The organism is Mesorhizobium sp. WSM4828, assembly GCF_055811175.1.
Genome location: NZ_JBVVQK010000008.1, coordinates 143754 through 155640, shown reverse-complemented (window position 1 = coordinate 155640; position 11887 = coordinate 143754). Strand labels below are relative to the sequence as shown.

11 protein-coding genes are annotated in these 11887 nt (G+C 61.7%); 5 read left to right on the top strand and 6 right to left on the bottom strand.

All coding sequences use genetic code 11. The annotated features are described in order from the left end of the window. Positions 1 to 478: 478 nt before the first annotated feature. The 3 genes from AC0L2X_RS12150 to AC0L2X_RS12140 form a co-directional block, all read right to left on the bottom strand. Positions 479 to 829, bottom strand: a complete 351-nt coding sequence (locus AC0L2X_RS12150) for a VanZ family protein (RefSeq protein WP_473556237.1) — start codon at positions 827 to 829, stop codon at positions 479 to 481. A gap of 684 nt (positions 830 to 1513) precedes the next feature. After that, positions 1514 to 1843, bottom strand: a complete 330-nt coding sequence (locus AC0L2X_RS12145; RefSeq protein ID WP_473556238.1) for a DUF6894 family protein — start codon at positions 1841 to 1843, stop codon at positions 1514 to 1516. Positions 1844 to 1883: 40 nt separating this feature from the next. Further along, positions 1884 to 2075, bottom strand: a complete 192-nt coding sequence (locus tag AC0L2X_RS12140) for a DUF3606 domain-containing protein (protein WP_473556239.1) — start codon at positions 2073 to 2075, stop codon at positions 1884 to 1886. 421 nt (positions 2076 to 2496) lie between these two features. Between AC0L2X_RS12140 and AC0L2X_RS12135 the strand changes: the two genes are divergently transcribed. The 3 genes from AC0L2X_RS12135 (at position 2497) to AC0L2X_RS12125 (ending at position 3909) form a co-directional block, all read left to right on the top strand. Continuing rightward, on the top strand, positions 2497 to 2796 hold the full coding sequence (locus AC0L2X_RS12135; protein ID WP_473556242.1) for a DUF1236 domain-containing protein: 300 nt from the start codon (positions 2497 to 2499) through the stop codon (positions 2794 to 2796). Between the two features lie 140 nt (positions 2797 to 2936). Next, on the top strand, positions 2937 to 3386 hold the full coding sequence (locus tag AC0L2X_RS12130) for a hypothetical protein (RefSeq protein ID WP_473556243.1): 450 nt from the start codon (positions 2937 to 2939) through the stop codon (positions 3384 to 3386). Between the two features lie 181 nt (positions 3387 to 3567). Then, the gene (locus AC0L2X_RS12125; RefSeq protein WP_292663955.1) at positions 3568 to 3909 is read left to right on the top strand and encodes a hypothetical protein; all 342 of its coding nucleotides are present in this window, start codon (positions 3568 to 3570) and stop codon (positions 3907 to 3909) included. 64 nt (positions 3910 to 3973) lie between these two features. Here AC0L2X_RS12125 and ggt read toward each other — a convergent pair whose 3' ends face one another. From ggt to AC0L2X_RS12110, 3 genes are all read right to left on the bottom strand, one after another. Next, complete coding sequence (gene ggt / locus AC0L2X_RS12120) at positions 3974 to 5710, bottom strand: gamma-glutamyltransferase (RefSeq protein ID WP_473556245.1); 1737 nt, start codon at positions 5708 to 5710, stop codon at positions 3974 to 3976. Between the two features lie 550 nt (positions 5711 to 6260). Further along, positions 6261 to 7553, bottom strand: a complete 1293-nt coding sequence (gene rhaI / locus AC0L2X_RS12115) for an L-rhamnose catabolism isomerase (RefSeq protein ID WP_473556248.1) — start codon at positions 7551 to 7553, stop codon at positions 6261 to 6263. Between the two features lie 177 nt (positions 7554 to 7730). Next, a complete protein-coding gene (locus AC0L2X_RS12110; RefSeq protein WP_473556249.1) occupies positions 7731 to 9833 on the bottom strand; it encodes a bifunctional rhamnulose-1-phosphate aldolase/short-chain dehydrogenase in 2103 nt (700 codons plus the stop codon). Between the two features lie 187 nt (positions 9834 to 10020). Between AC0L2X_RS12110 and AC0L2X_RS12105 the strand changes: the two genes are divergently transcribed. Together AC0L2X_RS12105 and rhaS are read left to right on the top strand one after the other, a co-directional pair. Next, positions 10021 to 10830 (top strand): DeoR/GlpR family DNA-binding transcription regulator, encoded by an 810-nt coding sequence (locus AC0L2X_RS12105; protein WP_352488252.1) that lies wholly within the window; start codon positions 10021 to 10023, stop codon positions 10828 to 10830. A 55-nt stretch (positions 10831 to 10885) separates the two neighbouring features. Next, entirely contained in the window at positions 10886 to 11881 is a 996-nt protein-coding gene (rhaS, locus tag AC0L2X_RS12100; protein ID WP_352448664.1) for a rhamnose ABC transporter substrate-binding protein, read from the top strand. The last annotated feature ends 6 nt before the right edge of the window (positions 11882 to 11887 follow it).

Sequence of the window (11887 nt, the reverse complement as noted above, 5' to 3'; positions counted from 1 at the left end):
CACTTATCCAGTTGTCTGAACCTGTGTCAAGCACCGATGCTTGCGCGCGTTGGAATTTCTGTTGTGAGAATAAGCGCTTGGTAGGGAAAATCGGGCAGACAAAACCCGTAATCGGCTATGCCGCTGATCGGCCGCTTGGCGGCGTCCTGCAAAAAGGCCCGCCGCCCCATTTGCGAAGCGGCGAGGCCCCATATTCGGGGACGTTGCCGGGGTTACCGGCAGTGCCTACAGTGCAATTCAGGTGCCAGAATTGTTGATCCAAAACGGGTCACCGCACCGGAGGCGCGAACGCGGACCTTCCGCGATCACGCTAGTGCCGCGCATTGCCGTTCCTGCTATGCTACTTTCTGGCGGACCTGATTTTTCCGCCTGGCCGGCGCCCCATCAGGCAACTTACCCCAACGCGCCCCCCAAGTGGCGCCGGCCATTTTCCCCTTATTGGGGCACGGGCGCGCCGATTCTGTCATGCGCTTTCGAGCTATGGCAATCCGCCGGCGAGCCGCTTTGTCCAGCCTGCAATTGTCAGCCCGCCCGCGATTCCCGCGCAGTCGGCCACCCAGTCGAATAGATCCGGGTCGCGCCCTATCAGTTGCACGGCCTGAAGACCCTCGATCGCTGCGCCCGTGAGAACGAGGAGTGCGATCAGCTTCGCCTTGTGTTCCGGCCAGCCGAGACTTCCGAGAGCCGCAAGGACGACGAAGGCGCCGGCGTGATTGAGTTTGTCGTGATCAACCGCGAAAGACAGGCCAAGACCCTGCAGGAGCTGCTCCGGCAGAAGGGCGAACAGCAGAACGCCGGCAAACGCGGCCGGAAAGGCAATCCTTGCCACGACCTGATAAGAATCCAGGCTCGACAGGGATAGAATGGCCTTTCGTCGGAAATCTGCAGGAGACATCGCCGGCCGCTGAATCGAGAGCGAGCGTGGCGTCCAATTTCCGCCGTCCGGGCGTCCGATGCATCGTCAGAATGAATGAATGCCACGGTTCAGCCGCTGGGCAGGCCGGGGCTGCTGGCAGTGCTCTGCATTGGTGTAGCTTCCGCGATCACGCAATTACGTGTTGCGCCAGTGCGGCTACTATCCGGCTGCGGCGGACCTGATTTCCGCTTGGCCGGCGCTGCGTCAGGGCATCTTACCCCATGCTACCCGAAGCGGCGCCGGCCAGAATTCCACCGGTTGCGTGAGGAGCGGCCCGCGTCAAAAAAGCCCGCCGCCCTGTCGGACGACGGGCTCCGTTGCCTGGGCGCCAGGGCGCCACGGTAGCGACTGATGTTACGAGTGCTCCCGCAGGTTTCCAATATGCTGCTGCCGAACGGCGTTGCGCATCGGCTAAACAAACGAAGCCCGCGCCTCTGGCGGAGGGCGCGGGCCGACCGGGTTGCACCCCGATCTGCAGCAGAAACCCGGGAGGTTCCCGCTGCTCAGGATAACAATTAGAGACTTCTAATGTTCCGGTCTAGGGAAGATGCCGGCTGCACCAGAAATCTCATGGTCGGAGCGATGACGATCGAGGCGTCACCTCCTGCGCAAGTCGATCTGGAAAATCCGCTCGTCGAAATGCCGCGTTTCGGCGGCAAAGGTCAAAGCCACTTCAAGGACCAGGCCGCCATAGTCGTTCCGGACCTTGACTGCAATCCTGCGATGAGGAAGGCCATCCCTGGCCATCTCCGCCAATGAGCGAAGGGCTTCTTTCCTGACCAGCGGGAAATCGTCGTACAACGTTCCCTGATCGTCGGAATAGACGATTCCGTCTTCATCGGAATCGAAGAAGTAGCGGGGCATTGCGCTTGGCCGAAGCGGCGGCATCCGGGCACGTTGTCGATAGCTGGCCGCGATCTCGGCCAATCGCGATCAATGCCTCTCCACCGTTGGCTTCGCCGCCATCTCACTTGCGCTCGCGCAATGCCTTCACCGCCTGCGAGAGGATCATCCGGTCGCCGCCGGTCCTTTTGATCAGCTTACTCACCTGGCTGGGCGAGACACCATTTTCCCGCGCGAAGTATTCGACCTCATAATACCCATCCGCCGAAACGCGATTGCGATCACTGAAGTCTCGCTTGGTCTTGTCGTCGGCCATTTCTGTTCTCCTCGCCCCTTCTCTTCGCTTCAGGGGATCAACTTTGGTGCACGCAGCAATTTGAGGGTTCGCCCGCCACAAAGTGACGCGCGAACCCTATCGGCGCAGGAAGGGACAGGGCTGCGCAGATGCCGGGTTCGATCGGAATGGAAACAGCCAAGATCGGTGCGAGCAACCGTCGACTTTTTCCATGGAATCCTCCCGGAACGTGCAGCCAGCAACGGCCACGCGCCGCCACGGTTCCGGGTGATGCGGCAAACCCACCCTTTGCGCGCAAGGATCAGACTTAAGTCCTGCGGCGCTACGTCGGTTGGTCCCTGCCGGGCGGGACCGAAGCCCCGTCGACGGAACGTTTTCAGCTGCCTTCCGTTCGAATGAGCCTTGGCGCGAAGAGCGGACCGAGTTCGCAAAGGAGACGACCATGAGAATGCATCTTTCCACCGCAGTGGCGGGATTTTTGCTGCTGGCAGGCGTCGGTGCCGCTGCGGCGCAAGACGTTGTCATCGAACCGCAGCAGGAAACCGTCATCAGGGAGTATGTGAAAAAGCAGCCGCTGGCCTCGGTGAAAATCCCTGGGGTGGAACTCAATATCGGCTCGACACTCCCCGACACCGTCGAGCTTCATGAAGTCCCCAACGTCAAATACCGCTATGTCGTCGTCGACAACCGCACCGTCGTCGTCGACCCCGGCACGCGCAAGATCGTCAAGATCATCGAATGACGTGAAAGCTTCGGGCAGCCATCGCCCGCCGCTCAGAAATGAGCGGCGGGCGACGCATGCGTCAGGGGTTGCTCGGCGTCGTCGCTCGGCAGGAACCCCGCCGTACCGTGGAGGGCCGGGGGGCCTCACAGGCAGTTTCAATGCGAACAATCAGCAGACTTTTCGATTCCCATGACCAGGCGGCGCGAGCCGTCGAAGCACTTCAGGCGGCAGGAATTGCGCGCCACCAGATCAGTGTCATCGGACCCTACGACGACGAAATCGGCGCCGTCTTGCGCGGTCCAGGCAGCGGTGCCGCCCTTGGCGCGGCGGCGGGTTTGTTGGCCGGCCTCGGCGCCTTCAATATTCCCGGCATCGATCCCCTCGGCGCGGGATGGCTGGCATCGGCCCTCGTCGGTACAGCCTTGGGCTGCGTTGCCGGCAGGTTTTTCGGCACATTGTCCGATATCGGCAAGCAGCCGGGCAAGCCGGATGCAGCACAAGGTGTGATCCTGGTGCTGGCGCATGTCGATGAAAGGCAGGCCGACACCGCACAGGCGGTGCTTGGGGCTTCCGTTCAGGCAACGCAGTCTTTGGCCAGGGCAGCATGAAGATTCAGCTCGGGCGAAGCGCTTGACCAGGCCGCGCAGCGGGGCGGCGATCCAAGCGCGAATTCAAAAATCTCTGGCAAGCCGCCGTCAGAAAGTGTTGAACACCGTGCCGATCACATTCGGCGAGCGGTTGCGCTCGGCGAGGCTTGATGATTTGCTGTCGGTTTGCGGAGAACGAATAATGCATGAGCCTGTCGGTCAAGACGAATATGGGTCGACCAGCCCGTTCGATCCGGACGATCTGTCGAGGTTGAACGCGATCGGCCCGAGCGCCGGCAGCAACGATTTCGAAAAATACGCAGTCGCCGTGATCATCGTGTTCGGCGCGCTGATCATCGGTGGCCTGATGGCTGCCGGCTTGAGCTTCGGGCGCCGCAGCACCTTCTTTTTCGCGCTTGGCGGCGCCACCGCAGCATGGATATCCGGCAATGCGCTTCTGCTCGACCGGCCGCGCATCTACGCGCTGTTCGTCGGCATCGCGGCACTGATGCTGATAGCGTCGACGATCGCGCTGGTCACCTGATTCAGAGCGAAATCTTCCTGTTGACCATGATCTTATCCGAAAACCGGTTCCCACTTTTTGGGGTCTAATACCCGATAGCCTTGCCGGATGCGGCGCGGCTGTCGATGGCGCCATTGTAGCGGGCGCCACCACCCTTCTCGATTTCCGCCAGGCTCTTGCCGCCGACCAGGATGCCGGCTGCCTGGCCCCAGGTCGTGTCGGCAAGATCGAGGTGGTAGCCCATGCCGGTAAGCAGCTTTTCGGTATCGGGCGACAGGCCGAAAGGTTCGATATAGACCGTGTCGGGCAACCATTGGTGATGGACGCGCGGTGCGTCGATGGCCTCCTGGATGTTCATGCCGTGGTCGACGACGTTGACGATCGCCTCCAGCGTGATGGTGATGATGCGTGAACCGCCGGGGCTGCCGATGACCATGAACGGCTTGCCGTCTTTGGCGAGGATGGTCGGGCTCATCGACGACAGCGGCGTCTTTTTTGGCGCAATCGCATTCGCCTCGCCCTGGACCAGGCCATAGAGATTAGGCACTCCGGGTTTCTGGGTGAAATCGTCCATCTCGTTATTGAGCAGAATGCCGGTGCCGGCGGCGACAACGCCGGCACCGAAAGAGCCGTTCAGCGTGTAGGTTACCGCGACGGCGTTGCCGTCATTGTCGATGATCGAATAATGCGTCGTCTCGCTGCTTTCGCCAAAGCCCTTCGGCATCAGTTCCTGCGAGACGCCGGCCCGGAACGGATCGATCTTTTCGCGGATTTCCCTGGCGTAATTCTTGTCGAGCAGTTTTGCGACCGGATTATCGACGAAGCCGGGATCGCCGAGCGCCGAATTGCGGTCGACATAGGCGTGGCGCATCGCCTCGACCATGACGTGAACCGTCTCGGCCGAACCGGCGCCGAGATAGGACAGCGGATAGAGCTCAAGCACGTTGAGGATCTCGCAGATGATGACGCCGCCGGAGCTCGGCGGCGGCGAGGAAATGATCTCGTAGCCGCGATAATTGCAGGTCGCCGGCTTGAGCTCACGCACCGCATAGTTTTCGAAATCGGCCCTGGCCAGAATGCCACCCTTCTCGCCGCTCGCCTTGACGATGGCGTCGGCGGTCGCGCCTTTGTAGAATGCATCCGCACCGCGCTCGGAAATGGCGCCAAGCGAAGCCGCAAGATCGGGCTGAACGAGGCGCTCGCCGACAGTATAGGGCTTGCCGTCCGGCTTGAGGAAAATGGCTGCCGCCGCTGGGTCCCTCGCCAACCGCTCCGCGCCGCCCCGGAGCGAGGCCGCATCGCCCTGCTCCAGCACGAAACCTTCTTTGGCAAAGCGGATGGCCGGCGCCAGCAAGTCCTGCCGCGTCAGTGTGCCGTATTTCTCCCGCGCCAACTCGAAACCGGCAACCGAGCCCGGCACGCCGACCGCGAGGTAGCCGTCAAGACTGGCGCCCTTCACCGGCTTGCCGTCCTTGTCGAGATACATGGTTTTGGTCGCGGCCAGCGGTGCGCGCTCGCGAAAATCGAGGAAGGTCGAGCGGCCGTCCTTGAAGCGGATGGTCATGAAGCCACCACCGCCGATATTGCCGGCGGTCGGATACACCACGGCGAGCGCATAGCCGACGGCGACCGCGGCATCGACGGCATTGCCCCCCTTCTTCAGCACCTCGACGCCGACCTCAGACGCAAGATGCTGGGCGGTTACAACCATGCCGTGCTCGCCCTTCGCCGGCTGCGGCGAGGCGGCAAAGGCGAGGAAAGGTACGAAGGTCAGGGTGAGGGAAAGGCTGACGGCGATTAGGGTTCGGCGGGTGTTGTGCATGGCCGTTCTCCGAGGCGTGGGGTAGGCCTAGGAAACGCGCTTGGCGAGGTTGAGTCTACTGACATTAATGGAAAGATACGGCGGGGCGTGCACGCTTCGTAACCAACGTTGCGATCTTCGGCTGATGTAACGGCATGGATCCTAGGGTCTCCGCGACGTCGCTTCGCTCCTGCTTCGCCCTAGGATGACGAAGGCGTAGAGGCAAAGGCTAATCGCAGATGTCGGAGATTGCCAGTTGGCACCGCTGCGTAGAAGGTGCTGCCATGGCGAACCTCGAGCTTTCGAGGTTAGCTGAAGACTCCTCCTCCCTTCGTCATCCTAGGGCGAAGCAGGAGCGAAGCGACGTCGCGGAGACCCTAGGATCCATGCCGTGACCGCTGAGCGCCGCAGCGTTTAGCAAGGCCACGCTTCATTGCGGCTGTCAGCATTTTTCACACCTCAGCAATTTTGTTCTTGCTTTGTGCCGGCAGCTATGCTACTAATTCGGCTGTGGTGCTAATTGGCTCCAATGACCCGCCTTTCGTGGCGGGTTTTTCATTTTCACCCAACTTCAAACAATCCCGCCACCGACGCTCGCCACCGCCGGCCGTTCCGCTGCGACCTTCGCCCGATAGCCGGCGGCGCGGTAGGCGGCGACCGGATCGATGGCGCCACCGGTCTTCAGCCGCGCCATGGCGAGGATCGGCTCGACGTCGGTGCGATAGGCTGTCTTCAGCGTCTGCGTCGCCATCAGCGCGTCATTGGCGTGCTGAAAACCTTCGAGCGCCTTGCGGTCGACCAGCAGCGCCTGGGCATAGGCGCGCTGCACCTCGATCGCCGACAGCATCAGGCTTTCGATCGGATCGGTGACGTTATGGCTTTGGTCGAGCATGTGGGCCGGATCGAAACCTTCGGCACCGGCAAGCTCGGCATCGACCAGTTCGTTGAAGACCAGGAACAGGCGGTAAGGATCGATCGAGCCGGCGTCGAGGTCGTCGTCGCCATATTTCGAATCGTTGAAATGGAAGCCGCCGAGTTTCTTGAACTGGATCAGCCGCGACACGATCATCTCGATGTTGACGTTGGGGGCGTGATGGCCAAGGTCGACCAGACAGAACGCCTTGTCGCCGAGTTCCGTGGCGATGATGTAGTTGGTGCCCCAATCCTGCACGACGGTCGAATAGAAGGCCGGCTCGTACATCTTGTGCTCGGTGAACAGCTTCCAGTCGCCCGGCAGCCCGGCATAGATCTCCTTCATCGCGTCGAGATAGCGCTCGAATGCCTTGGCGAAATTGACCTGGCCGGGAAAGTTCGAGCCGTCGCCGATCCACACCGTCAGCGCTTTCGAGCCCAGCGTCCTGCCGATGTCGATGCATTCGAGATTGTGCTCGACCGCCTGCCGGCGCGTCGCCGCGTCGGCATGCGACAGCGAGCCGAACTTATAGGAAAGTTTTTGGTCCCTGGCGTCGGAGAAGGTGTTGGAGTTGATCGCGTCGAAGCCGAGGCCGAAGCGGGATGCCGCCTGCTTCAGCCGGTTCGGATCGGCCTTGTCCCAGGGAATGTGCAGCGAGACGGTCGGCGTCGCCTGCGTCAATTGCCGGATGACGGCGCAGTCCTCGATCTTGTCGAAAATGTCGCGCGGCTCGCCGGCGCCGGGAAAGCGGGCAAAGCGGGTGCCGCCGGTGCCGACGCCCCAGGACGGGATGGCGACGGCGAATTTCTCGACCTTGTCTCGAATGGCATCGATGGCGATGCCGCGGCGGTCGAGGCGCTCGCCGAGAGACTCGTAGTCGCGTCTGAGATCTGCATCGCGCGCGGCATTGTGCCTGTCGACGAGGTCGGCGGAGATGATGGTTTCGGACATGGTGGTTTCCTCCCAATTTGCGTTGGTCGGCGCTGCCCCTCACCCTTACCCTCTCCCCGTAAAGAACGGGGAGACGGGGATCACCGGCGCTGGAGCGCTTCCCTTCTCCCCGTCACTATACGGGGAGAAGGTGCCGGCAGGCGGATGAGGGGCAGCGCAACCCTCAAAGACGGTCGCTTATCGCGTAAAACTCTGCGCGTTGCCGGCGTCGACGTTGATGATGTTGCCGGTCGATTTTGCCGACATGTCGGAGGCGAAGAAATAGATCGCCTCGGCGATGTCTTCGGGGAACACCGACCGCTTCAGCATCGAACGCGAGCGGTAGTGCTCTTCGAGATCGTCGGTCGACATCTTGTAGGCGGCGGCGCGCTGTTCCTTCCACTCGCCGGTCCAGATCTTCGAGCCGCGCAGCACGGCGTCGGGATTGACGACATTGACCCTGATCTGCGCTTCCGCGCCTTCCAGCGCCAGGCAGCGGGCCAGATGGATCTCGGCGGCCTTGGCCGTGCAATAGGCGGCGGCGTTTGGCGATGCGGCAAGCCCGTTCTTGGAGGCGACGAAGACGACGTTGCCGCCGATCTTCTGCGCCCGGAACAGCCGGAACGCCTCCCGCGAAACGAGGAAATAGCCGGTCGACAGGATGTCCATGTTCTTGTTCCACAGGGCCAGCGTGGTGTCCTCGATCGGCGCCGACGTTGCCAGACCGGCATTCGACACGAGGATATCGATGCCGCCGAATTCGACTGCCGTCTCGGCAAAACCGGAGATCACCTGATCCTCGGACGTGACGTTGATGACGACGGGCCGCAAGAAATCCTTGCCGTAGGCTTTCGCCAGCTCGTCATTGGCGCTGGCGAGAGCTGCTTCGTCGATATCGGCCAGCACGACGCAGGCGCCTTCGCGCAGCAGCCTGTTGGCGGTGGCCCGGCCGATGCCGCCGGCGCCGCCGGTGACCAGTGCAATCTGGCCGGCAAGGGTTTTTGGTTTCGGCAGGCGCTGCAGCTTTGCCTCTTCGAGCAGCCAGTATTCGATGTCGAAGGCTTCCTGGTCGGGCAGGCCGACATAGGTCGACACCGTCGAGGCACCGCGCATGACGTTGATGGCGTTGACGTAGAATTCGCCCGATATGCGCGCCGTCGCCTTGTCGCCGGCGAAGGTGAACATGCCGACGCCGGGCATCAGATAGACGACGGCGTTGGGATCACGCACCGGCGGCGAATCCGCGTGCTTGCAGCGATCATAATAAGCCTGATAGCCGACGCGATACTCAGCCACATCGTCGGCAAGGCGGGCAATGACGGCATCGACGTCGGGATTTTTCGGGTCGAACTCGATGACCAGCGGCCGGATCTTGGTGCGCAGGAAGTGGTCCGGGCAGGACGTGCCGAGTGCCGCCAGCGGCCGCAAATCCCTGGAATTGACGAATTCGAGCACGGCAGGAGAATCGTCGAAATGGCCGAGCTTGTGGCTGTTCTCCGAGACCAGGCCACGGATCCTCGGCATCAGTTTTGCGGCGACGGCGCGACGCGCCGGCGCATCGAGGGATTTGACGACTTCGCCGCCGAAGATCGGCTTGCCCTGGCTCTTGCGCTCGAACCAGTCAATCGCCTGATTGATCACCGAGATCGTCGTCTCGTAGCATTCCTTCGGCGTGTCGCCCCAGCTGAACAGGCCATGGCTGGCCAGCACGACACCCTTGGCTTCGGGGTTCTCGAGGCAGAATTTCTCCAGCCACAGGCCGAGCTCGAAGCCCGGACGTTTCCATGGCAGCCAGCCGATCGTGTCGCCGAAGATCTCCTTGGTCAGCGCCTGCGAATCCTTGGCGGCGGCAATGGCGATGATGGCATCGGGATGCATATGGTCGACATAAGGCTTCGGCACGAAGGCATGCAGCGGCGTGTCGATGGAAGCCGCTCGCGGGTTGAGATTGAAGGTGCAGTGAGGCAGATAGCCGACCATCTCGTCTTCGTGTTCGAGGCCGCGATAAAGACCTTTCAGCGCACGCAATTTGTCCATGTAGAGCGTGGCGAAGCCGTCTGTTTTAATCGAGGCGCTGTCGCCGCCCGAGCCCTTGACCCACAGCACTTCCACGCTCTCGCCGGTGAGCGGATCCTTTTGCCAGATCTTGGACGAGGTGTTGCCGCCGCCATAATTGGTGACGCGCTTGTCGGAGCCAAGAACGTTCGAGCGATAGACCAGACGTTCGGGCTCGCTCATTTCTTGCGCTTTTGCGTCATCCCAAAGATTGGCGAGGCGCGTGCCGGAGCGCTTGTCGAGCATAGGTATCCTCCCTTTGGGACACGCAAACGGCGCGGGTCCCTTTTGTGCGAATTTCTACGCAAGCGGCCGTCTTGTCAATCACAAACGATCAACATCAATCATATTGCACTGCACAATGAAATTATCTGATCGGAAATGATTGACACTGCGCGTTTAGGGTGCCTAGATGCTCAGGCAGGGAGGAACCATGCACGAGAAAGAGCGCCACAGGATCATTCTGTCCGCCGTCCAGGAAAAACCTGTGGTGACGGTGCAGGAGATGGTCGACTTGACGGAGTCGTCGGAGGCGACGATCCGGCGCGATATCGCCGCATTGCATGTGCAAAAGCGCCTACGCCGGGTGCGCGGCGGTGCCGAGGCGCTTTCGCCGCCGCAGTTCATCGGCCTTGCCGGACGGCCGTTTTCCGTCAACGAGACGATCAACGCTTCGCAGAAACGGGCCATCGCGCGGGAAGCCGTGGAGCTGTGCAAGGACGGCGAACCGATCATCATCAATGGCGGCACCACCACCTTCCAGATGGTGCACTTCCTGACCGGCCGCCGCATGCCGATCTTCACCAATTCCTTCCCGATCGCGGAGCACCTGCTCAGGCACTCCAAGAACACGGTGATGCTGTCGGGCGGCACCATCTACCGCGAGCAGAACATCATCCTGTCGCCGTTCGACAATGACGTGACGCGGAATTTCTACGCGCGCCGCATGTTCATGGGCGCGCAAGGGCTGGGGCCGCTCGGTCTGATGGAAGGCGACCCGCTGCTGATCCAGGCCGAGCAGAAGCTGATCGACCAGGCGGACGAGCTGGTGGTGCTGGTCGATTCCTCGAAGTTCCGCAAACGCTCGAGCCTGATCCTGTGCGGCCTGTCGCGCATCGCCACGGTGATCACCGACGACGCCATCGAGGATCGCGAAGCCAAGATGCTGGAGACCGCCGGCGTGACGCTGATCATCGCCCGCACAACGGCAACCAACAAGGAAGAATCTTCGCTGCAGGCCTGAGAACCACTCACGCCCGCAGCGGCGATGGAATGCAACGCTCAAGGGAGGATATTCGATGAGCTTTCTGAAGAAATTAATGGTTACGGCGGCGTTCTCCGCTGCCATGTTCGTGAATGCCGCCTATGCCGAAAACGTCAAGATCGCGCTGGTGGTGAAGTCGCTCGGCAACGGCTTCTTCGACGCCGCCAACAAGGGCGCCGAAGAGGCGGCCAAGGAGCTCGGCGATGTCGACATCATCTACACCGGCCCGACCAAGGCGACCGCCGAAGCACAGATCGAAGTGGTCAATTCGCTGATCGCCCAGAAGGTCAATGCCATCGCCATTTCGGCGAACGACGCCGACGCGCTGGTGCCGGTGCTGAAGAAGGCGATGCAGCGCGGCATCACCGTCATCTCGTGGGATTCAGGCGTCGCGCCGGAAGGACGCCAGCTTCACCTCAACCCCTCCGATACCAACCTGATCGGCGAGACCATCATCAAGCTTGCCGCCGACTACCTGCCGGAAGGCGGCGATGTCGCCATCCTGTCGGCTTCTTCGACCGCGACCAACCAGAATGCCTGGATCGACGCGGCCAAGAAGGTGCTGCCGGAGAAGTTCCCCAAGATCAAACTCGTCGCCACCGTTTATGGCGACGACGACTCGGCCAAGAGCACGGACGAAGCCAAGGGCCTGCTGAAGTCCTATCCGAACCTCAAGGCGATCATCGCACCGACCACGGTGGGCGTCGTTGCCGCCGCGCAGGTGGTGACCGATGAAGGCCTGATCGGCAAGGTCAACGTCACCGGCCTGGCGCTGCCGTCGGAGTTCAAGAAGTTCATCGACAATGGCGCCAGCCAGGCGGTTGCGCTGTGGAACCCGATCGATCTCGGCTATTCGGCCGTCTACCTCGCCCATGATCTGGCGGTGAAGAAGGAAGAAGCCAAGCCCGGTGCTACGCTGTCGATCGGCCGCGTCGGCAAAGTCACGCTCGACGACACCAACTCGGCTGCGATGGCTCCGCCCTTCCAGTTCGACAAGTCGAACATCGAAAAGTTCTCCAAGATCTATTGATCCTGG

Excerpts from the sequence above, each read along its gene's own strand:
- AC0L2X_RS12140 (WP_473556239.1), bottom strand. The coding sequence starts at position 2,075 with ATGGCCGACGACAAGACCAAGCGAGACTTCAGTGATCGCAATCGCGTT.
- AC0L2X_RS12135 (WP_473556242.1), top strand. The coding sequence starts at position 2,497 with ATGAGAATGCATCTTTCCACCGCAGTGGCGGGATTTTTGCTGCTGGCA.
- AC0L2X_RS12130 (WP_473556243.1), top strand. The coding sequence starts at position 2,937 with ATGCGAACAATCAGCAGACTTTTCGATTCCCATGACCAGGCGGCGCGA.
- AC0L2X_RS12125 (WP_292663955.1), top strand. The coding sequence starts at position 3,568 with ATGCATGAGCCTGTCGGTCAAGACGAATATGGGTCGACCAGCCCGTTC.
- ggt (WP_473556245.1), bottom strand. The coding sequence starts at position 5,710 with ATGCACAACACCCGCCGAACCCTAATCGCCGTCAGCCTTTCCCTCACC.
- rhaI (WP_473556248.1), bottom strand. The coding sequence starts at position 7,553 with ATGTCCGAAACCATCATCTCCGCCGACCTCGTCGACAGGCACAATGCC.
- AC0L2X_RS12110 (WP_473556249.1), bottom strand. The coding sequence starts at position 9,833 with ATGCTCGACAAGCGCTCCGGCACGCGCCTCGCCAATCTTTGGGATGAC.
- AC0L2X_RS12105 (WP_352488252.1), top strand. The coding sequence starts at position 10,021 with ATGCACGAGAAAGAGCGCCACAGGATCATTCTGTCCGCCGTCCAGGAA.
- rhaS (WP_352448664.1), top strand. The coding sequence starts at position 10,886 with ATGAGCTTTCTGAAGAAATTAATGGTTACGGCGGCGTTCTCCGCTGCC.